This is a genomic window from Bradyrhizobium sp. SMVTL-02, assembly GCF_051853005.1.
In the GTDB taxonomy this organism is placed as follows: Bacteria; Pseudomonadota; Alphaproteobacteria; order Rhizobiales; family Xanthobacteraceae; genus Bradyrhizobium.
Genome location: NZ_CP182469.1, coordinates 4,189,251 through 4,210,613, shown reverse-complemented (window position 1 = coordinate 4,210,613; position 21,363 = coordinate 4,189,251). Strand labels below are relative to the sequence as shown.

At 65.2% G+C, this 21,363-nt stretch carries 16 protein-coding genes, 2 tRNA genes and 1 pseudogene; 2 read left to right on the top strand and 17 right to left on the bottom strand.

The annotated features are described in order from the left end of the window. Nucleotides 1-177: 177 nt before the first annotated feature. The 8 genes and pseudogenes from ACNJYB_RS19855 to ACNJYB_RS19820 all read right to left on the bottom strand — a co-directional run bounded on the left by ACNJYB_RS19855 (nucleotide 178) and on the right by ACNJYB_RS19820 (nucleotide 7,334). A complete protein-coding gene (locus ACNJYB_RS19855; protein ID WP_439367967.1) occupies nucleotides 178-1,563 on the bottom strand; it encodes a TolC family outer membrane protein in 1,386 nt (461 codons plus the stop codon). Between the two features lie 208 nt (nucleotides 1,564-1,771). Further along, nucleotides 1,772-2,434, bottom strand: a complete 663-nt coding sequence (locus tag ACNJYB_RS19850) for a protein-L-isoaspartate O-methyltransferase family protein (RefSeq protein ID WP_439367966.1) — start codon at nucleotides 2,432-2,434, stop codon at nucleotides 1,772-1,774. Nucleotides 2,435-2,574: 140 nt separating this feature from the next. Continuing rightward, on the bottom strand, nucleotides 2,575-2,754 hold the full coding sequence (locus ACNJYB_RS19845; RefSeq protein WP_439367965.1) for a hypothetical protein: 180 nt from the start codon (nucleotides 2,752-2,754) through the stop codon (nucleotides 2,575-2,577). Between the two features lie 213 nt (nucleotides 2,755-2,967). Beyond that, nucleotides 2,968-3,042 (bottom strand) — tRNA-Asn (locus tag ACNJYB_RS19840). Nucleotides 3,043-3,296: 254 nt separating this feature from the next. Then, nucleotides 3,297-4,940 (bottom strand): flotillin family protein, encoded by a 1,644-nt coding sequence (locus ACNJYB_RS19835; protein WP_439367964.1) that lies wholly within the window; start codon nucleotides 4,938-4,940, stop codon nucleotides 3,297-3,299. Nucleotides 4,941-4,963: 23 nt separating this feature from the next. Continuing rightward, entirely contained in the window at nucleotides 4,964-5,623 is a 660-nt protein-coding gene (locus tag ACNJYB_RS19830; protein ID WP_439367963.1) for an OB-fold-containig protein, read from the bottom strand. Nucleotides 5,624-5,633: 10 nt separating this feature from the next. Further along, a pseudogene (locus ACNJYB_RS19825) lies at nucleotides 5,634-6,759 on the bottom strand (PspA/IM30 family protein). A gap of 311 nt (nucleotides 6,760-7,070) precedes the next feature. Then, nucleotides 7,071-7,334 carry a hypothetical protein gene (locus tag ACNJYB_RS19820; RefSeq protein ID WP_439367962.1) on the bottom strand — a complete coding sequence of 88 codons (264 nt, stop codon included), beginning with the start codon at nucleotides 7,332-7,334 and terminating at the stop codon, nucleotides 7,071-7,073. 258 nt (nucleotides 7,335-7,592) lie between these two features. Between ACNJYB_RS19820 and ACNJYB_RS19815 the strand changes: the two genes are divergently transcribed. Then, on the top strand, nucleotides 7,593-7,799 hold the full coding sequence (locus ACNJYB_RS19815; RefSeq protein ID WP_439367961.1) for a hypothetical protein: 207 nt from the start codon (nucleotides 7,593-7,595) through the stop codon (nucleotides 7,797-7,799). Nucleotides 7,800-7,882: 83 nt separating this feature from the next. Here ACNJYB_RS19815 and ACNJYB_RS19810 read toward each other — a convergent pair whose 3' ends face one another. From ACNJYB_RS19810 to ACNJYB_RS19780, 7 genes are all read right to left on the bottom strand, one after another. Then, entirely contained in the window at nucleotides 7,883-8,029 is a 147-nt protein-coding gene (locus ACNJYB_RS19810) for a hypothetical protein (RefSeq protein ID WP_439367960.1), read from the bottom strand. A gap of 199 nt (nucleotides 8,030-8,228) precedes the next feature. Further along, a tRNA-Cys gene (locus tag ACNJYB_RS19805) sits at nucleotides 8,229-8,302 on the bottom strand. A gap of 93 nt (nucleotides 8,303-8,395) precedes the next feature. Next, nucleotides 8,396-9,133 carry a tRNA-uridine aminocarboxypropyltransferase gene (locus ACNJYB_RS19800; protein ID WP_439367959.1) on the bottom strand — a complete coding sequence of 246 codons (738 nt, stop codon included), beginning with the start codon at nucleotides 9,131-9,133 and terminating at the stop codon, nucleotides 8,396-8,398. A gap of 37 nt (nucleotides 9,134-9,170) precedes the next feature. After that, complete coding sequence (locus tag ACNJYB_RS19795) at nucleotides 9,171-12,278, bottom strand: efflux RND transporter permease subunit (protein ID WP_439375459.1); 3,108 nt, start codon at nucleotides 12,276-12,278, stop codon at nucleotides 9,171-9,173. Beyond that, nucleotides 12,278-15,427 carry an efflux RND transporter permease subunit gene (locus tag ACNJYB_RS19790; protein ID WP_439375458.1) on the bottom strand — a complete coding sequence of 1,050 codons (3,150 nt, stop codon included), beginning with the start codon at nucleotides 15,425-15,427 and terminating at the stop codon, nucleotides 12,278-12,280. The genes ACNJYB_RS19795 and ACNJYB_RS19790 overlap by 1 nt, the downstream gene beginning before the upstream one ends. Nucleotides 15,428-15,463: 36 nt before the next feature. Beyond that, on the bottom strand, nucleotides 15,464-16,861 hold the full coding sequence (locus ACNJYB_RS19785) for an efflux RND transporter periplasmic adaptor subunit (protein WP_439375457.1): 1,398 nt from the start codon (nucleotides 16,859-16,861) through the stop codon (nucleotides 15,464-15,466). Then, nucleotides 16,851-18,335 carry an efflux transporter outer membrane subunit gene (locus ACNJYB_RS19780; protein ID WP_439375456.1) on the bottom strand — a complete coding sequence of 495 codons (1,485 nt, stop codon included), beginning with the start codon at nucleotides 18,333-18,335 and terminating at the stop codon, nucleotides 16,851-16,853. Before ACNJYB_RS19780 ends, ACNJYB_RS19785 begins: the two co-directional genes overlap by 11 nt. A 741-nt stretch (nucleotides 18,336-19,076) precedes the next feature. On the opposite strand from ACNJYB_RS19780, the gene ACNJYB_RS19775 reads away from it, so the two are divergent. Further along, on the top strand, nucleotides 19,077-20,111 hold the full coding sequence (locus ACNJYB_RS19775; RefSeq protein WP_439375455.1) for a cysteine synthase A: 1,035 nt from the start codon (nucleotides 19,077-19,079) through the stop codon (nucleotides 20,109-20,111). A gap of 61 nt (nucleotides 20,112-20,172) precedes the next feature. On the opposite strand, the gene ACNJYB_RS19770 is transcribed toward ACNJYB_RS19775, so the two are convergent. Both ACNJYB_RS19770 and ACNJYB_RS19765 read right to left on the bottom strand, forming a co-directional pair. After that, nucleotides 20,173-20,523, bottom strand: coding sequence for a hypothetical protein (locus ACNJYB_RS19770; protein ID WP_439375454.1), 351 nt, complete (start codon nucleotides 20,521-20,523; stop codon nucleotides 20,173-20,175). Nucleotides 20,524-20,622: 99 nt separating this feature from the next. Next, a complete protein-coding gene (locus tag ACNJYB_RS19765; protein ID WP_439375453.1) occupies nucleotides 20,623-21,360 on the bottom strand; it encodes an amino acid ABC transporter ATP-binding protein in 738 nt (245 codons plus the stop codon). Between the last annotated feature and the right edge of the window lie 3 nt (nucleotides 21,361-21,363).

Here is a 21,363-nt window from a genome sequence, read left to right as displayed (position 1 = left end):
CAACGTGCGGCGGCGCGCCCCTGCCCTCGGCACTCAAGCTTTACGCATACGATATCGAATGCGGAGCGAATCGACCCGCATCTTCTTGACAAGGCTACGTCAGGGATTTTGATGATTGCAAGCAAAGCACCGGTCGGCCCGCAATTGTTTGCGAGGCCGACCGGATAGTTACGGGAATTAGCGCCCGTCAGGCGTGCGCACGCCGCCCCAGCTGTCGCGGACCTGATGGTAGTGAACGCTGGCGTCGTAGACCGTGGTCGCAAGGCCGAGCACCTGCGGCGACAGACGGCCGACGGCGGCGAGGACGTTATACGATGCCACGACGCGGTCGTGTTGTGCGGTCACCAGCGCGACGCGCGCATTGACCAGCGCCTGCTGCGCGTTGAGCACGTCCAGCGTGGTGCGCTGACCGGCCTTGGCTTCCTCCCGCACACCGTTGAGTGCGATCTCGGACGCCGTCACCTGCGCCTGCGCGGACTGCACCTGCGCCTTGCCGGCCTGCAACGTCCCCCAGAACTGCACGATGTTCGCGCGGGCCTGGTCACGCGTGGTTTCGAGGTTGAGACGCTGCTGCGCCAGATTTTCCTTGGACTGGCGGATCAGCGAATATTCTGCGCCGCCCTGATAAATCGGCACCGAGAGCTGCGCGATCGCGGACGCGTTGAAGGAGCGCAGCTGGATCAAGGACTGTTCGTTCGACTGCGTGGCCGCTGCCTGGACCGTAACCGTCGGCAGCAACGCACCTTCGGCGACTTTGACCTGCAAGAAATTGACGTCGATGCCATACATTGCGGCGGTGACGTTGGGATTCTCGATCAAGCCGAGCTCGACGGCCGAAGCGAGCGTTGGCGGCAGGAACCGATCGACCGGCGAGCCCGGTGCGAGGTTCGTCGGCTCGTTGCCGATGATGCGGCGGAAGTTCGCCCGCGTCGTGGTGAGGTTCGCCTCCGCGGTGAGCGCCTGCGTCTTGCCGGCAGCCAGTTGCGCTTCCGATTGCGCAACGTCGGTGCGCGTCACTTCGCCGACGTTGAAACGATCACGCGTCTGCTTCAGCGTTTGCTCGAGCACGCGCACGTTGCTGCGCTGGACTTCCAGCGTGGCCGCATCGCGCAGATAATCCATGTAGGTCGTCGCCGCCTGGAGCAGCACGGTTTGATCGAGGCTGCGCAGCGCTTCGCGCGCACCGGATACCTGACTCTCCGCCGCCCGCGTTCTATTGGCGGTCTGGTTGCCATTGTAGAGCGTCTGCGTAGCGGTAACGCCAACGCTGCGAGGTACGGTGGTTCCGTGGAATGCGGTACTCCCCACGCTGCTCTGCACATCCTGATATTGATAACCGCCGCTCGCGGTCAGCGCGACCCTGGGCCGGTAGCCGGACAAAGCCTGCGGCACGTTCTCGTCGGTCGAGCGCACCTGCGCGCGCTGCGCGTTGAGCTGCGGATTGTTCTGATAGGCGCGCACCAAGGCGGCCTCGATCGTGTCCGCCAAGGCAGGCGTCGGCCCGGCCAGCGCCAGCAGCAGGACCGAAACCGCAGCTCCGGTGAAGAGCTTCACCCCATGCATCCCAAAATTTCCGTTTCATTTTAACGCCCGGCTCGTGCCCGCGAGCCGGGTTACCGTCTACAGAATGGAGTCGTTGCCCCGTCGCAACAATAGGACGCGGATTGCCGCGACGGAACTACCTCAAGGTAGTTCTCGGTGGAAACTCTTCACGTGCAGCATCCCGGCCACACTTCTGATTCAGAACGGGATTTTAATGGGGTTTTGGCCGTCAGAAGACGAAGGATGCGGCCCGTTCCAGCCCGGGAAGGACCGGAGCCGTGGCATCGAACAGGGCCCGATGGCCGAATTCGCCGTGGGTCCGGGTCACGATCACCGCCCGGGGCGGCCGCGATTCGGCCGACACGCCGACCAGACGCCCGCCTTCCCTAAGCTGCCCGAACAGCCCTTCCGGTGTCACCTCGGTGGCGCCGTTGAGGATGATCACATCATAGGGGGCGGCAGACGGATCGCCCTCGGTGCAGGGGGCGGCCTTGCAGGTGACATTGGCGAGCCCAAGGGTGGCAAAGGTCTCCTTGGCCTTTGCAGCCAGAGCCGAATCGCATTCCGTCGCCGTGACCTGACGCGCCAGCTTGGCCGCCAGCGCGGCGAGATAGCCGGTGGCGCAGCCGACGACCAGGACGCTGTCGCCCTCGCCGATCTCGGCGGCCTGGAGCAGCTTGCCGGTAAGCTGCGGCTTGATCAGGAACCGCTTGGCGGCGCCCTCGCTCACATCGAGATCCAGGTCGAGATAGGCCAAGGCCTGCCGGCTCGCCGGCACGAAGGCCTCGCGCGGAACCGTGAGCATGGCATCGAGAATACGACGATCGGTGACGTCATTGGTGCGCACCTGGCCATCGACCATTTTGAGGCGCGCGGTCGAGAAACCGGACATTTGCGGACCCTGAAATGCGGACGATGCCGCGGACGGAAGTTGGCGGCATCTTTGGAACATGCTCCGCGAAAACGCAACATGGCCGTTGGCCTTGGCCGGCCAAGGCTCCGCAACTCACCTGCATCAGGGAACAGGACGTATTATTCGATCGTCACCGCGAGCCGGCCGATCAGGGCGGCGACCTCATCCAGTCGCGCCGAATCGGGCGTCTCGACCGCACGCGCAAGGCGGGCCAGGCATTCGTCGTCGCTGAGCTCGGGAACGTCGGCCGGCAGAATCGAGGGGGCCAGTTGGGCGCGGTCGATCTGGATGTCGGGCATGGGAATCAGCTCCGTAAAAGTCCGGCTCCACGAAGCTCGATTTGAATTAAGTCGATTTGGTGCCGCCCCGGCGGCCGCGATGGCGCTGCCGGACACAACTGCTTGAACGCGATTCTGGGCGGATCGGGGCCGCCAAGTGTTGAGAGATGACTCGATCAGCATCGCGCGTCGCATCAGCGAACGCTCACAAGCCAATGAATATACGACGGAATTTGGCTCCCCGGGCTGGATTCGAACCAGCGACCATCCGATTAACAGTCGGATGCTCTACCGCTGAGCTACCGAGGAAAAGGGCGAACTGTGGTCCGCGCGCGGGTGCGTATAACAAAGCCGGTTGCGCTTGCAAAGGACGAATTCGTCATCTTCCGCAACGCGTCTGAGGAAGGGCTCGGGCCGGCCCCTCCTCCGGGCGTTGCCTCAAGACAGTCGTCCGAAGTGTGATCGACGGATTCAATACGCGATCGATCGGCACTCCGGGATGCTGCGCGACGCGAGACGCCCAGGAGCCTGTTCTTAACGTTTCGAATTCTCAGTAACGGCATTCATAGATCGGCGCTGTTTGTTTTCTCAGGCGCGGGCACCGGCACTGCGGCGCCGTTGCTCTTGCCCGTCACGGCGCCAACCAGCGCCTTCACGGGATCGTCGCCCGGCGCAAAGCCGCTCTGGCGCAGGATTTCGTCGATCATCGGACGCAGCGCGTGCACCTTGAGCAGCTCGCCGGCAAGCCCTTCACCGAAACCGACGTTGCCACCACCGACACCGTTGCCGCCGAATGCACCGCCGGTATGCAGGATGCGGACATCCTTGAGGTTTGCGATCGGCTTCACCATCTCGGCCAGCGCCGAGGGCATGGTCTCGATCCGCTTCTTGGCGATCTCGAAATCGATGACGTTGCTGCCTAGCTTGTTCTGCGCCTCGTTCTTCATGGTGATGACGGCAGCTTCCGCTTCACCGATGTTCCGGACACCGACCGCCTTGATCTTGTTGGACTCGGCCTCCGCGGTCGCCAGCGTCTTGACCGCCTCGGCGCGGTCGAGCGAGGCTTTCTTCTCGGCCTCGGCCGCAACGATCAGCTCGGTCGATTTGCGCTCGGCTTCGGTGCGTGCGGCGAGCACCTGCGTGAGACGGGCACGATCGGCGACCTCGACCGCGCGCGCGGTCACGACCTTTTCCTCAGCGGAGACGGCCAGCGCCTCGGCGGTCTTGGCCTCGGCGACGGCTTCCGAGGTCTGCTTGCTCTTCGCCGCGATCTGGATCTCGTTCTCCTGCGTTGCGATCTGGATCTCGCGCTGGGCGTCGGTCTTGCGCTTGTTGATCGCCATCTCGGCGACCGCTCTGTCGGTGTCGATACGGGCGTTCTCCTCGGTCAGGCGCGCGGTCTGGGTCGCGGTCGCGACCTCGGCGCGGGTGCTGGCGGTCTTGTTGGCGATGTCGCGCTCCTGCGACAACTCGGCCTCTTTCTTGGTCCGCTCGATGCCGAGGGTCTGCTGTCGTGCCTCCAGGTCCTTTTGCGCGATCGCGACCTCGTTATCGCGCACAATGGCGTTGCGGTCGCGGCGGCGGGTCTCGGTGATCGTCTTGAGCTGGGTCAGACCTTCGGCGTCGAAGAAGTTCTCCGGGTTGAAGAACTTCACGTCGGTCTGGTCGAGCTTGGTCAACGACACCGATTCCAGCTCGAGGCCGTTCGACTTGACGTCGGACTCGACCGTGGACTGCACGTGCTTGACGAAATCCGAGCGCTTCTCCTGCAGCTCCAGGATGGTCATGGTGGCCGCGACCGATCGAAGGCCGTCGACGAATTTCGCCTCGACCTGGTTGCGCAGCGCCTCGGCATCGTTGGTCAGCGCGCCCAGCGTCTGGCTCGCCAGCGCGATGCTCTCCTCGTCGGGGCGGACGCGCACGTAGAACTCGGCGACGATGTCGACGCGCAGGCGGTCCTTGGTGATCAGCGATTCCCGCTCCTTGCGCTCGACGGTGAGCCGCAGCGTCTTCAGGTTGACGCTGGCATAGGAGTGGAAGATCGGCAGGATCATGGCGCCGCCATCGAGCACGACCTTCTTGCCGCCGAGGCCGGTGCGCACGAAGGCCTCGTCGCGCGTGGCGCGCTTGTAGAGGATGGTGAAAACGATCCCCAGGACGACGATCAGCGCGACGCCGATCATGGCCGGGACTGCGATGTCGAACATGACTTTTCTCCAATGAATGGCGACTAGCTGCTTAGAGGGGGCTTGGAGGGCTTGAGTTCATCCTCGGCCTTCACCGCGACGAAACGGGTGCCATCGCGATCGACCAGCAGGACCATGGTTCCCTGCGGCAGGGGCGACGACGAGGGTGCTGCGACCGCCAGGACGAAGTGGCGGTTGCCGTGGACGTCGGCGACGCTGACGCGGCCAGGCGGCCCCTGGTCAAGCGGACCGACGACGACCTCACCGACGCGGCCAACGAGATCGCCGAGGCCGACGACATAGCTCTCGTCCTTGGGAATGATCCGCGCGATGGCGCCGCTGGCGGCGCGGACCAGTGGAACCGACACCGCAACCGCTGCGATCGAGGCGACCGTCGCCGGCAAGGGGCCCGCCACCATCCGCGCGACGTCCTGGATCAGGAAGCCGGTGATGGAGAAGGCGCCGAGCGCCAGCAGCAGGAAGATCAGCAGCGGCACGCCGCCGACATTGATCCAGGAGATGGCGTTGAGCACGCCATTGTCGCTGGGATGGCCGAAGTCGAAGCTGGTGCCGAGCATCTCGCTGAGGGAAGCCCCGATCAGCATCGTGATCACCTCGAGCGTGCCGACGATGACGATCATCGCCGCCGCGATCGCGAACGGCCTGACCTCCGGCGACATCACGTGTTCGAGCAGGGCGCTCATGACACGGCACTCAGGAGCGCGACTTCAACCGCGCGAGCCTCGTCGCAATTTCCTTGTCGCGATGAAGCGCGCTCAGTTCATCGATGTCGCTCGAATACGGGATGCCCTGCGGCACGCCGGTCGCGCGAGCTACCGCCCTGCCCGCGCGCAGCGCCTTGGCTGCAGGAGTGCCATCGGACTTCCGGGGCGACGTCGCGGCCTGGTGGCTGGCATGTGCCTCACTCTTTTCGAGATCGGCGCGGCGCTGCTCGGCATCCTGGAGCGCCGAGAGCACCGCGCGCAGCGAGGTTACGCATTGCTCGATCTTCTCGTTGTTCTCGTCCATGGCGCGGGAGAGCACCTCGAACTGCGCCTCCAGGTCCATCTGCCGCGCGATTCCGGCGCGGGCAAGATCGTCGCGGCCATCGGCGATCGCGCCCTCGATCCTGGCGGCAAGATCGCTCATCTCGCGCTCGATCTCGGTGCGGCGCGCGTTAAGGCGGTATTCCTCGGCGCGCGCGGTCGCGAGCGCGTCGCGCGCCTCGCTCTCGGCGCGCTCGATCTCGCGGATGGCCTGGCCGACCACCTTGAGCTTGTTCTTGCCTTCCGCCCGCTCGATCGCGTCATAGGCGATCCCGGCGATCAGACGCCCGACCCGGGACAGGAAATTGTCGGGGGCGGCAGCGATGGTATCCATGGCGTTCTCCTCCTCTGGCAGGCTGTTCGGCGTGACGCCGTAGTGAACTTCGAAACCGTCGTCGGTGCGGATGAGGTGCGCGGGCACGCTCTGGCCCCAGCCCTCGGCATAGCCGGCGTAGTCGAAGGACACGCTGTAGCGCCCTTGCACGGTCGCAATCGAAATGGTGGCGGGCCCCTTGATCCTGGCGAGCTTGTCGTCGAGCGGCAGGCGGCGCCCTTGCGCGAGGCGATAATCGGTGCGGTCGCGCAGGCCCAGCGTCACCAACCGCGACGGCAGTGCGGTCTCCTTCCGGATCGGCTCATAGGCGTGGGCGTGGAGCAGAACGACGTTGGAACCGACATTATGTGTCCGGGCCACCTCGTCGAGGATCTCCATCATGCGGTCATAGGCCTGGAATGTCAAGCCTGTAACGCAGCGCGGACGGCGCGTTTCGGGGTGACTGGCTCATCAGAAGCACTAAAGCACCATTTTAGTGCTTTCGAAAGGGGACGTGCGATCACGTTCCACTGATCCCTATGCACTCTGCACTTTAGTCGCTGCCGGCAGGCCGCGCGTTCAAGGCGGCGGATCACTCCTAGATCACGGCCCGCGATTTGGGCAAGCGGCTGCACAAAAACTGTTCGCAGCACGAGACGCCGGGCGATCAGATCTGCCGTCGGTATCCACAGCATTCCACAGGCTGTCCGCAGCATATCCACAGGCTGACCATGCCGGATTCGCGAGAACCCACGAGCCACTTGCTGCGCACAAACTCACAGGGCTGGCATGTCAGCCGCCGGCCTGATCGAACACGGTGCGGCAAGCCTCGCTCAAGCTTGACCGCTTACGGCGCAGGCACGCGGTGATGGCGCGGACATTGGGAATCTCGCCGGCGCAGAGCCGGTAGACGTCGGGGGTGCAGGCCCGGCGCTGTTCGGGTGTTCCCTGCTGCGCGTGAGCGGCGGAGGCAAACAGCGTCAGGAAAAGCCCGACGGTCGAGGCCCGACGCGCCCGGCTCTTCACGCCTGCAAACCGCAAGAACCTCGTCTTCATGACCAAGTCTCCCGTTCTGTCCGCCTGCTCGCGGCCTCCGTTGGCCGGTCGTCGCGAAGGGTAGGAGAAATAAATCGCCGAGAATGTGATCTCTTTCACACTGGCGGCGGGCCAGCGACGCCTAGGTTCCCGGGGGATTTTTTCAATCCCTAACCAATCGGGACCGGATCGCCGGATCGTTAAAATGCGAACGATCGGCTCAATCCGGTAACAAGCCGGCTTTGCGACATTGCGCCATCCGCGTTCTGCGAGGGTGTGATGAGCGAAGCCGAATTCAACTTGCTGCTGGATGCCGTCCGGGACGCCATGATCGTTGAAGATTTGGCGCCCGCGCCGGAGGAGGAATTCGTGCCCCGTTCGTGGTCGTATGATGCAACACCCAAGGAAACCCTGAAGGCCGCCAACGACAATGATGGCGCCTGGCCCCTGCTGCCGTTTCCGGACGGCTGGTACGCGGCCTGCTGAGGCCCCGTTTTGCCGCGGCCTGATGCGCCCGCCCTCGCGGGCGGTTCGGGATCACCGCGCGCCAGGACCGGCGCCAGCCCCGATCAACTCTTGACGCGCTCCTCGCCGTCGTGCGGCACCCGGCCGGGTGCAGCCGGCGGAAAGATGCTGTCATAGATCGCGCGCGCCTCGGCAATGAGGCGCGCCCGCTCCAGCTCGGATTTCGGGACAAATCGAACGACGTCGCCCACGTGCTCTCCAGCTCCAGGTTTGGGAATGCGTCACTTCGCAGATGCGAAGTCTGTGCCAGAGAGCCTGAATCGCGGGTTCGCCCAAGCCCCGGGCAAACCCGGTGGCGGCGTCCCGCCGCAGCTGGCGCGATTGCGGCGCGCAGGATCGGCGGAAGCCGGGCGGAGATTTAGTTTTTGCTGAAGGATCAGAGACTTGTGATGGAGGCCACGACCAGAATTGAACTGGTGTACACGGTTTTGCAGACCGTTGCGTAACCACTCCGCCACGTGGCCCCGTAAGGGCGGACCAATATAGGGGATCAATGGCTTAGGCAACCGCCTTCGTCCGACTTTGGCGGCGATCGCCTCTTCCGATGAGGACCCAAGTCAGGCGCCCTTGCGGCGCCGGAAATCGCGGCGGCCCTTGGCGGCGGGCATTGGCGCCAGCTCCGGCATCTCGGCCTGGACCTCGCGGTAGCGGGCCAGCATCCGCTCGAAACTGGCATGCAGCGTCTGGGCGATGTCGGGACGCCGTTCGAGGCCGGCCAGGATCGTCGCGGCCGCTTCGATGGTCGAGAGGCCGTCGCGGCGCGGCTCCTTGCGCAGGCGTCCGTATCGCGAGGGGCTCTTCGGGTTGAGGATCACGCGCTGGCATTTCAGCATCCACGGATTGCGCCACCACAAGGCCTTGGCCTGGCTCCAGGTGCCGTCGAGCAGCACGATGCCTTCGAGCTTGCCCAGGATCACGCGCTGGTTCTCGGCGACCTCGCCCTTGCGGTTCAGCGCGACGATCTCAGCCTCGGCCTCGAGATCGGCCGCGCGGGCCGAGCCGAGATAGAGCACGCCCCAGCGCGCAGCGTTCTCGACCGGCCGGCCCAGCGCCTTCGACAGGCTCGGCCAGGACAGGCCGACCCGCACCGTGGCATCTGCAAAATGCTTTGCCAGCAGCCGCGCGGTGCCGAGCGCCCTGTCCTGCTCCTGCGGATGCTGCAGGATCAGCAGCGAAAGCCTGTTTTCGATCGGCCTAACACTGTCGCAGATGCAGAACGGCATGGGCTTCTGGCAGTGCTGGCATTCGGGGATCGGCTCGGGCGCGGCGGCTGGGCTCTCGGACGGATTCGACATGGTCGCCGCTATACGCTTCGCGCAGTCCTGCAACAACCTATTCCGCTGGCGCGGGCACTGGACGCCGCCCGGAGCGACGCCGCAGGCGGTCGATCAGGAGGTAGATCACGGGCGTGGTGTAGAGCGTCAGGATCTGCGAGACGAACAGGCCGCCGATGATGGTGATGCCGAGCGGACGGCGCAGCTCCGTGCCCGGGCCGGTTGCGATGACCAGCGGGATACCGGCGAACAGCGCCGCCATGGTCGTCATCAGGATGGGCCGGAAGCGCGCCTGACAGGCCTCGAAGATCGCCTCCGCCGAGGACAGGCCGCGCTGGCGCTCGGCGTCGAGCGCGAAGTCGACCATCATGATGCCGTTCTTCTTGACGATGCCGATCAACAGGATGATCCCGACGAAGGCGATGACCGTCAGCGGCGTGTTGGTCACCTGCAAGGCCAGCAGCGCGCCGAGGCCGGCCGAGGGCAACGTCGAGATGATCGTGAGCGGATGGGCAAGGCTCTCGTAGAGCACCCCCAGCACGATATACATCGCCACCAGCGCGCCGAGGATCAGCAGCGGCTGGCGCCCGCTGGTCCTGGCGAAATCGCCGGCATTGCCGTCAAAGCTGCCGCGGATGCCTTCGGGCATGTGCAACTCCTCGACCGCGCGCTGGATGTTCTGCGTGGCAGCCTGGAGCGGCACATCGGGCAAGAGGTTGAACGACACCGTGGTCGAAGGGAACGATTGCGAATGATAGACCGCGAGCGCGGCCAGCCCGCGCGTCGCATGCACCACGGCCGACAGCGGCACCTGCACGTCGCCAGCGCCGGCGACGTAGATGCGGTCGAGATTGGAGGGATCAACCTGGAATTTCGGGTCGATCTCCAGCACGGTCATGTACTGGTTGCGCTGGGTGTAGATGATCGAGATCTGCCGTTGCGAGAACGCGTTGTTCAGCGCGTTGTCGATATCCTGGACGCGGACGCCAAGCGCCGAGGCCTTCTGGCGGTCGATCGACAAGGTCAGTTGCAGCCCGCCGGGATCGCGATCGCTGGAAATATCGGTGATGCCTTCGACACTCTCCATGCGCTTGGCGACGATCGGTGCCCATTTCTGCAACAGGTCGAGGTTGGTCGAGGAGAGCGTGTACTGGTAGTCGGAGTCGCTCTGCCGTCCGCCCGCGCGCACGTCCTGGGCGGCGAACATGAAGAGGCGGATGCCGGGCACCGGGTACAACGCACGCCGGAGGCGGTCGATCACCACTTGCGTGGAGACGTGGTCGCGCTCCTCCGGCGGCTTCAGGCTGATGAACATGGTGCCACGGTTCGAGGTTGCCGCGCCCGGCCCGCCGCCTCCGCTGCCGACGGTCGAGCCGATCCCGGCCACGGCCGGATCCCGCATCACGATGTCGGCGAGCCGCTGCTGCAGGTCGAGCATCGACTGGAACGAGATGTCGGCCGAGGCGCGCGTCGCGCCGATGACGAATCCGGAATCGTCGGTCGGAAAGTAGCCCTTGGGCACCTTGATGTAGAGCGTCACGGTGAGGCCGATGGTGGCGAAGAACACCAGCAAGGTCAGCATCGGATACTCCAGCACCGTCCGTAAGGTGCGAGCGTAGAAGGCGACGATGCGCGACAGCGAGCCCTCGATGATCCGGTCGAACAGCGTCGCGGTACCGGAGGTCGTCTGCCGGATGTAATGGGCGCAGATCATCGGCGTGACCGTCAGCGACACCAGCGTCGAGACCAGGATCGCGAAGGTCAGCGTCAGCGAAAATTCGCGCAGCAGACGGCCGACGATTCCGTCCATGAAGATCAGCGGCGTGAAGGCGGCGATCAGCGACAGGCTGATCGAGACGACGGTGAAGCCGATCTGCCTGGCCCCTTCCTGTGCCGCCTGGAACGGCCGCATGCCGTGCTCGAGATTGCGGAACATGTTCTCGATCATGACGATGGCGTCGTCGACCACGAAGCCCACCGAGATGGCGAGCGCCATCAGCGACAGATTGTCGATCGAGAAGCCCGCGACCCACATGCCGGCGCAGGTGCCGGCCAGCGCCAGCGGCACCGAGATTCCGGCGGCGATCGTCGGCGTCGACCGCCGCAGGAACACGAACACCACGATCATCACGAGGAATGCGGTCGCAAGCAGCGTCCATTGCATGTCCAGCACGCTGGCGCGGATCGTCCCGGTTCGATCGACCAGGGTCGAGATCTCGATGCCGGCCGGAATCCACTGCTTCAGATCGGGGATCAGCGCCTTCACCCGGTCGACGGTGTCGATGACGTTGGCATCGCCCTGCTTGGTGATCTGGATCAGCACCGCCGGCTGCTTGTTGAACCAGGCGATCGAGCGGGCGTTGCGGACGGAATCCTCGATGTCAGCGACGTCGGAGAGCCGGACGAAATTGCCGTTCGAGCTCTTGATGACGATGTCGCGGAACTCCTTCGCGGTGCGCATCTGCCTGTTCAGCGACAGCGTCTCGCTCTGGCGCTCGCCGTTGAAGATGCCGACCGGACCGAGCGGATTGGCGTTGATGATCGCGGTCCGGACGTCGTCGGTGGCAATGCCGGCATTCGAGAGTGCGACCGGATTGAGCTGCACCCGCACGGCCGGCTGGTCGGCGCCCGACACCGTCACGTCGCCGACGCCCGGCACCTGGGAGATGCGCTGCGCCAGCACGGTATCGGCGACGTCGTAGATCGCGCTCGCCGACAGCGTCTTCGAGGTCAGCGCCAGCACGAAGACAGGTGCGCCGGCCGTGTTCGCCTTCCTGAACTTCGGCAGCGTCGGAAGGTCGCTCGGCAGGTCAACCAGCGAGGCGTTGATGGCTGCCTGCACGTCGCGCGCGGCCTTGTCGATGTTGCGGCCGATATCGAACTGGAGCTGGATGTTGGTCGTGCCGAGCGACGAGGTCGAGGTGATCTGGTTGATGCCCGATATTTCGCCGAGGCGCCGCTCCAGCGGCGAGGCCACCGTCGCGGCCATCACGGACGGGTCCGCGCCCGGCCGGCTGGCCGACACGAAGATGGCGGGGAAGTCGACGTTGGGGACCGAGGCGACGGGGAGGAACTCGTAGGCGACGACACCCAGCAGAAACAGCCCGATCGACAGCAGCGTGGTCGCAACCGGGCGGCGGATGAAGGGCTCCGAGATCGATGCCATCACTGCATCCCCTCGGTCGCGCCCGCGACCGGCGGGCCACCGGATTGCGCCGGCGGCAGCGCCTGCTCGAGGCGGCGGTTGATGCGATCGAGCGCGAGATAGATCACGGGCGTGGTGTAGAGCGTCAGGAGCTGGCTCAGCAGCAGGCCGCCGATGATGGAGATGCCGAGCGGGAAGCGCAGCTCGGCGCCGGTCCCGCTCTCGATCGCCAGCGGCAGCGCGCCGAACAGCGCCGCCAGCGTCGTCATCATGATCGGGCGGAAACGCAGCAGGCACGCCTGCACGATCGCCTCGTTGGGCGACATCCCCTGCCCGCGCTCGGCCTCGAGCGCGAAGTCGATCATCATGATCGCGTTCTTCTTGACGATACCCATCAAGAGGATGATGCCGATCAGGCCGATCACCGAGAGATCCTGCCCGCACAGCACCAGCGCCAGGATGGCGCCGACGCCGGCCGAGGGCAGCGTCGACAGGATCGTGATCGGGTGGATGTAGCTCTCATAGAGCACGCCCAGCACGATGTAGATCGTGATCACGGCGGCCAGCAGCAGCCAGGGCTGGCCAGCGAGCGCCTTGGCGAATTCGGCGGCGTCGCCGGCGTAGACGCCGACGATGCTGTTGGGCATGCCAATCCGGGTCTCGATGGTCTTCACCGCCTCGACCGCATCGCCGAGCGCGGCGCCCGGCGCCAGGTTGAAGCTGAGCGAGATCGACGGGAATTGCGCCTGGTGCGAGATCGCGAGCGGCGCCGTGGTCCGCTTCAGCGTCGCCACGGCCGAGAGCGGCACCTGCGCGCTCGGCGCGCCGGCGCTCGAGCTCGCAGCACCCGGCAGATAGAGCTTTGACAGGATCGAGGGATCGCGCTGGTACATCGGCAGCGCCTCCAGCACCACGCGGTACTGGTTGGCCTGTCCATAGATGGTCGAGATCTGCCGCTGCGCGAAGGCGTCGTTCAGCGTGTCGGTGATGGCCTGGAGGCTGACGCCGAGCTGGCCGGCCCGGGTCCGGTCGACGTCGAGCTGCGCCCGGAGGCCGCCCTCCTGCGCTTCCGAGGAGACGTCGCGGAACAAAGGATCGCGCCGCATCTCCGCAACGAGCTTGCGCGCCCATTCAGAGACCAGTGCCGCGTCGGTGCCGGTCAGCGTGTACTGGTACTGCGAGCGGCTCGACTGGGTCGAGATCTGCACATCCTGCACCGGCTGGAAATAGACGGTCATGCCGGGGATGCCGGAAACCCGCTCCTTCAGCCGGGTCACGACCACGCCGACATCGTCGCGCCGCTCGCCGCGCGGCTTCAACGTCATGACCAAACGCCCGACATTGGTGGTCGGGTTGACCGAGCCTGCGCCGATCACCGAGACGACACCGACCACATCAGGGTCGGCCTTGATGGTGTCGGCCGCCTCCTCCTGCCGCTTCTGCATCTCCGCGAACGAGACGTCGGGCCCCGCCTCCGTCACCGCCGTGATCGAAGCAGTATCCTGCAGCGGCAGGAAGCCCTTTGGCGCGACGACGTAGAGAACGAGGGTCGCAATCAGGGTCGCGAAGGTCACGACCAGCGTGAGGCGCTGGTGCTGCAAAACCACGAGCAGCGTCCGGTGATAGAATTCGACAGTGCGGTCGATGAAGCGGCTGATGGCGGCAAGGCCCGGCACTGCCAGTTCCTCGTGCGCGTGCTTGAGCAGCCGCGAGCACATCATCGGCGTCAGTGTCAGCGACACCACGGCGGAGGTCACGACCGCAATGGTCAGCGTCAGCGCGAATTCGCGGAACATGCGCCCGACGAGGCCCGACATGAACAGAAGCGGGATGAACACCGCGATCAGCGACACCGTCAGCGAGATCACCGTGAAGCCGATTTCGCTGGCGCCCTTGAGCGACGCTTCCATCGGTCCGTCGCCGTTCTCCATGTGGCGGACGATGTTCTCGATCATGACGATGGCGTCGTCGACGACGAAACCGGTGCCGATCGTCAGCGCCATCAGCGACAGATTGTCGAGACTGAAGCCCGCAAAATACATGATGCCGAAGCTCGTGATCAGCGACAGCGGCAGTGCCACGCCCGCGATCAGCGTGGCCCGCAGCGAGCGCAGGAACAGCAGCACCACCAATGTCACCAGGACCACGCTGAGGATCAGCGTGAACTGCACGTCGCGCACCGAGGCGCGGATCGTGACGGTGCGGTCGGACACGATGGTGAGGTTGACGCCGGCCGGAATGGCGCGCTGCACTTTAGGGATTTCGGCGCGGATCTGGCTGACGACGTCGATCACGTTGGCGCCGGGCTGGCGCTGGATGTCGATGATGACGGCCGGCGTGCCCTGGTACCAGCCGCCGGTCCGGTCGTTCTCGAGGCCGTCGACGATCTGCGCGACGTCGGCGATGGTAACAGGCGCGCCGTTGCGATAGGCGATGATGACGGGCTTGTAGGCCTCGGCGGCGGCGATCTGGTCGTTGGCGGCGATGATGTAGGATTGCTGCGCGCCGTCGAGCGAGCCCTTAGGTCCCGATACGTTGGCATTGGCGATCGCGGTGCGCAGATCCTCCATGGCGATGCCATAGGCCGCAAGGCGCGCCAGATCCGCCTGGATGCGCACGGCCGGCTTCAGCCCGCCGAGCACGGAGACGCGCCCCACCCCTGAAATCTGGCTCAAGCGCTGCGCCAGAATCGTATCGGCGATGTCGCTCATCGCGCGCAGCGAGATCGTGTCGGAGCGCAGCGCCAGTGTCATGACCGGCGCGTCCGCAGGATTCACCTTGGCGTAGGTCGGCGGATAAGGCAGCGTCTTCGGCAGCACGCCGGCGGCCGCGTTGATTGCGGCCTGCACGTCCTGCGTCGCACCGTCGATGTCGCGGTTGAGGTCGAACTGCAGAGAGATCTGGCTGACGCCGAACGAGCTCGTCGAGTTCATCGCCGACAGCGACGGGATCTGGCCGAGCTGCCGCTCCAGGGGCGCGGTGATCAGCGAGGCGATCACGTCGGGGCTCGCGCCCGGCAGCTGCGTCGTCACCTGCACGGTCGGGAAGTCGACCTGCGGCAGCGCCGAGACCGGCAGCGCGAGATAGCCGAGCAGCCCGCCGATCAAGAGCGCGATGCCGAGCAGCGAGGTCGCGATGGGCCGGCGGATGAAGGGTTCGGAGACTCCCATGGAATACGCCTGCCGCCTAGGCGGCTGTTGTCGGGATCATGGCTGCCTGGCTCCAGATCCCGATGCCCCCGGCCCCGGTGCCGGACCGGTCTGTCCCTTCTGGTCGCCTTCACTGCTGTTTCGCTTGGCGCGGAACTCGCCGTCCTTGCCTTGCGAATCCTTCTGGCCGTCCTTGGCGCCCTCCTTCTTCTGGGCATCCGGTCCGCGCGAGCGCTTGCGCGGGGCGAGATCGGCCGACGGCGTCTGGTCGTCGCGGCCGACGATCACCTTGGAGCCGTCGGAGAGGTTGGCAAAGCCCGTGGTGACGACCTTGTCGTTCGCCGACAGGCCGCTGGCGATCACGGCGTCATGCTCGTTCTGCTGCGTCACCGTCACGGGCTTGGCCGAGACGACATTGTCCTCGCCGATGACATAGCTGAAGGTGCCGATCGGGCCACGCTGCACGGCAGAGGTCGGCACCACCAGCGCCTGCGTCAGGGTCTCGACCTTGAGACGGACATTGACGAACTGGCCGGGCCAGAGCTGGTAATTGGCGTTGGGGAATTCGGCCTTGAGCCTGAGCGTGCCGGTGGTCTGGTCGACCTGGTTGTCGATGCCGGTCAGCTTGCCGGTGTCGATCACGGTGACGCCGTCATTGCCGAACACGTCGACCGCGAGCGGGCCCTTTGCGGCGGCTGCATTGACCCGCATGATCTGCTGCTGCGGAAGGCTGAACCACACCGCGATCGGTTGCAATTGCGTGATCACCACGAGGCCGGTGGTGTCGGAGGCGTGGATGATGTTGCCCTGGTCGACCTGGCGCAGGCCGGCGCGCCCCGACAGCGGCGCCACGATCTTGGTGTAGCTGAGCGTCGCGGCTGCATTGTCGATCGCGGCCTGGTCGGCCTTGACCAGTGCCTCGGTCTGGGCGACCAGCGCGCGCTGGGTGTCGGCCTGCTGCTTGGAGCCGGCGTTGGACGCAGCGAGCTGCTCGTAGCGCGCGAGGTCGATGCGCTGGTTGGCGAGCTGGGCCAGATCCTGCGCCTTCTTGGCGACCGCTTGGTCGTACGTCGCCTGGTAGAGCGCGGGATCGATCTCGCCGAGCACGTCCCCCTTCTTGACGTCCTGGCCTTCGGTGAAGTTGACCGCGATCAGCTTGCCGTCGACCTGCGAGCGCACGGTCACGGTGTTGAGCGCGCGGATCGCGCCGACGCCGTCGAGATAGACCGGCACATCCTGGATGCGCGGGGTCGCGGCCAGCACCGGCACCGGCAGATCGGGCCGCTGGTTACGGCCGTTCGCCTGCTGTGGCTGCTGATGCCAGACGGTCCATCCGAAATAGCCGAGCCCGCCGAGGATCGCGAGCGTGATCAGGGTCATGACAAAGCCGCGGCCGCGCGACTTGGTCGCCATGCCCTCCTTAACGCCTTGCTTGCTGTCCGGCTTAAAGAGCATTGACCGGTTTCTCCATCCGCGGCTCCCAGCCGCCGCCGAGCGCCTGATACAGGCTGACGATGGCGAGAAGCCGTGCGAGTTGCGCCTGTGACAGTGCGTCTTCCGCCGTGAACAGCGTCAGTTGGGTGTTGAGCACGGTCACGATGTCGGCGGTGCCGGCGCGCAATTGCTGCTCCGACAGATCGAAGGCGCGCCGCGACGCCGTGACGACCTCGCGCTGCAATTGCAGTTTGATCGTGGTCTGCTTGATCGAGAACAGCGCATTGTCGACGTCGGTGAACGCCTGAACGATGGTCTTGCGGTAGGTCTGCAGCAATTCGTCCTGCCGCGCCTTGGCGAACTCGAAATTGCCGAGGATCTTGCCGCCGTCGAAGATCGGCTGCGTCGCGCTGCCGACGAGCTGGAAGAACGCCGCATGCGGCTGGAACAGCGACACCAGCGCCGAGCTCTGATAGCCGCCATTGCCGGTGAGCTGGATGGTGGGGAAGAACTGCGCGCGTGCATTGCCGATATTGGCGGTCGCAGAGGCGAGCTGCGCCTCCTGCCGGCGGATGTCGGGCCGCTGCGTCAGGATCTCCGATGGCAGGCCGGGCGTGACGCGCGGGATCGCGATGCTGTTCAGCGAACCACCGGCGATGCGCACGCTTTCCGGCGGGCGCGATACCAGCACGGCGAGCGCATTCCGGTTCTGGTCGAGCGTCTGGCGCAGCGGCGGCACCAGCGCCTTCTGGTTGGCGAGCACGCTCTCCTGCTGCGCAACGTCGAGATCGGTGCCTGTGCCGGCCTTGCGGCGCTCCTTGACCGCATCGAGGATGCGCTGCGCGCTCGCGATGTTGCGCTCGGAGGTCCTGATGCGATCCTGCGAGGCCAGCAACTGGAAATAGGCATTTGCGACAGCGGCGAGCGTCGTCAGCGCGACCGTGTCGCGATCGAAGCGGTTGGCGTTCGCCGTCTCCTCCGCCGTCTGCAGGGCATCGCGATTCTGGCCCCAGAAGTCGAGCTGGTAGCTCGCGCTGAGGGAAGCCTGATAGTTGACGACCTCGCGGCCCCCATTGGTCAGCCCCGAGGCCGAAGAGCCGGAGGTGCGCGAATAGGTCTCCTGGCCGGTGCCCGACAGGCTCGGCAACAACGCCGCGCCGGCCTGCCGCGCCTGGGCGTCAGCCTGGACGATGCGCGCGACGGCGGCAGCGATATCGAGATTGACGGTCTGCGCCTCTTCCATCAGCTGGGTCAGCTCGGCGGACCGGAAGCCGCGCCACCAATCCAGCGACGGCGGCGCATCGCCCTTCCCGGAATATTTGTACTGTGTGGGAACATCGAGCGCGGGATCGGGAAGATCCTGCGTCAGCACGCACGCGCCTGAACTTGCGGCGAAGCACGCAACCGCGAGCCAGCGCACTGCACGACGCGCCCGGCACGCAGACCCCAAGGACCGCCAGACGGCGATCGCCGGAACAAGCTGTGTCACATCCACCCCCCGCCGGGCAGATCGAGCCGCCACCGCGGAGCCGGATTAACCGATTCGCAGCGGGACAGTCGGGGGGCTTGTGGCAACTCGTTCACAGCTATGCTTTCTGCGGAACCTCAATCCATACTAGCCGGGCGCGGAACAGCGGGACAGTCCCGCAGCTGCGAGACGGCGCGCCCAGCGCCCTTTCCATCGCGATCGATCAAATGCAAGATATGCCTGTCTTGCAGAGGCTTCTGGACTTTTCACTGCGCCTGGAAGAGCGTTCAAGCTTACCAAGATTTCATGTGATATTGGCGCCACATCCAGTTGAGAGTGGCTTGATCAGGCTGCACCGGTTAGCAACGAGCTGCATGCGACCCTCAGGTCCGTCTCAGGGCACGGCCGGCTACGCTCGCGAGGCTGCACGGATCGCCTTACTAACACGCGGCCACCGATGCCAGGAACCACGTTCGACCAAAGCGGCTTGCATGCGATCACGGTCCGGCTCGCACGCGATACAGTTGGCCGTGAGAGTTGCCGCGACGACCGATATCTTCCATGTCCCGACGTTCACCGGGCATATTCGTTCCGCCGACATCCGGGATCGCATGCCGGCATCATTCGCGCGGTGCTTTGCTCGGGAATATCGCCACTCCGCGAGCCGCGCCGGGACTTTCGCCGCAGCGCAAAAGCCTTCCCCTTTGGGCTCCCAGGCACTAGGTTCTGGTCAATCAGATCAACCCTTTGCCAGTGATTTCCCCCGACATGACCTTCCGAACCAACGTTGTCGAAGCGATCGGCAACACCCCGCTGATCAAGCTCAAGCGCGCCTCGGAATCGACCGGCTGCATCATCCTAGGCAAGGCCGAGTTCATGAATCCCGGCCAGTCGGTGAAGGACCGCGCTGGCAAATGGATGATCCTTGAGGCGGAGAAGCGCGGCGAGCTCAAGCCCGGGGGTCTCGTGGTGGAAGCGACCGCCGGCAACACCGGCATCGGGCTCGCGGTCGTCGCCAGCGCCCGCGGCTACCGCACGCTGATTGTGATTCCGGAGACGCAAAGCCAGGAGAAGAAGGACTTCCTGAAGCTGTGTGGCGCCGAGCTGATCGAGGTCCCCGCCCTTCCTTTCGCCAATCCCAACAATTACCAGCATGTCGGCCGCAGGCTCGCTGACGAGCTGCGCAAGACCGAGCCGAACGGCGTGCTGTTCGCCGACCAGTGGAACAACCTCGACAACGCCAAGGCGCATTACGAGTCGACGGGGCCCGAGATCTGGGAGCAGACCGGCGGCAAGATCGACGGCTTCATCTGCTCGGTCGGCACTGGCGGCACGCTGGCCGGCACCAGCCGCTATCTCAAGGAGAAGCACCCCGGCATCGTCAATGCCTGCGCCGATCCGCAGGGTTTTGCGATGTACGAGCTGTTCAAGAACGGCCAGGCCAAATCGACCCCGGGTGACTCCATCACTGAAGGTATCGGCCTCGGCCGCGTTACGCCCGTGATCGAAACCGCCAAAGTCGACGATGCCTTCCTGATTCCGGACGCCGAAGCCGTGTCGGTGATCTACGACCTCCTCCAGCACGAAGGACTGTGCCTCGGAGGCTCCACCGGCATCAACATTGCGGGCGCGATACGCCTCGCAAAGCAGCTCGGGCCGGGCAAGACCATCGTGACCGTGTTGTGCGATTCCGGCAGCCGCTATCAGTCCAAGCTGTTCAACGCCGATTTCATGCGCGCCAAGAATCTTCCGGTGCCGGAATGGCTGGAGAAGCGCAGCAACATCAAGCCGCCGTTCGTCTGATCTTCGCCGGGCTCCTCACGTCCGGGACGCGCGTCCACGAGGTCGCCGCGGCCCGGCCCGCTCACGCTTCCTCGATCCGTTCCGAGGCTGCAGCACGATAGCCGCGCCAGAACTTGCGATCGCCTCGGGAAAGCTGTGCACATCGGGCGAACGCGGATCGAGCATGCTCGCACGCTCGAGCAGGAATTGCGTGTCCTCGAGCCATCCGCCGTCGAACCCGCGCAGGCCGAGCAGATTCGTCGCGTGGAAGTGATCCGGAACCCTCTTTCAGGATCTCGCGGCAGAGTGTCTCGGCCTCGTCAAGTCTGCCCCGCCCCAGCGACTCGATGGCGAAGGAGATGACTGCGTCCGCCTGCTTCTTCAATTTCTTCTGCAATCGCGCGTTCTGGTGCGCGCCGAGACTGCTCTGCAAGGTTTCTCTCCGGAGGATGGTCCGAAAAGAGCCAAGCCGATTCGCATGGTGCCAAGCTTGCGTGCGGGTAAGGCCGCGAGGCGGCCGGACTGCCGGCGGTCAACGCAGAATCTGGCTCAGGAACAGCTTTGTGCGGGCGTGCTGGGGACTGGCGAAGAACTCGTTCGGGGTGTTGGCCTCGATGATCTGGCCGGCGTCCATGAACACGACGCGGTTGGCGACCTCGCGGGCAAAGCCCATTTCGTGGGTGACGACCAGCATGGTCATGCCCTCCTCGGCGAGATCGACCATGGTGTCGAGGACCTCCTTGACCATCTCGGGGTCGAGTGCCGAGGTCGGCTCGTCGAACAGCATCACCTTCGGGTTCATGGTCAGGGCCCGGGCGATGGCGACACGCTGCTGCTGGCCGCCGGACATCTGGCCCGGGAACTTGTTGGCCTGATGGGGGATCTTCACCCGCTCCAGGAATTTCATCGCGGTCGCCTCGGCGTCCCTCTTGGGGATGTTGCGCACCCAGATCGGCGCCAGCGTGCAATTGTCGAGCACTGTGAGGTGCGGGAACAGATTAAAACTCTGGAACACCATGCCGACCTCGCGGCGCACGGCGTCGATATGCTTGAGATTGGGCCCGAGCTCGATGCCGTCGACGACGATCTCGCCCTCCTGGAATTCCTCCAGCGCATTGATGCAGCGTATCAGCGTGGACTTGCCGGAGCCCGAGGGACCGCAGACGACGATGCGCTCCCCCTTCTTGACCTCGAGGTCGATGTCGCGAAGGACGTGAAATTCACCGTACCATTTGTTCAGGCCGGAAATCTTGACGATGGGGTCGGACATGGT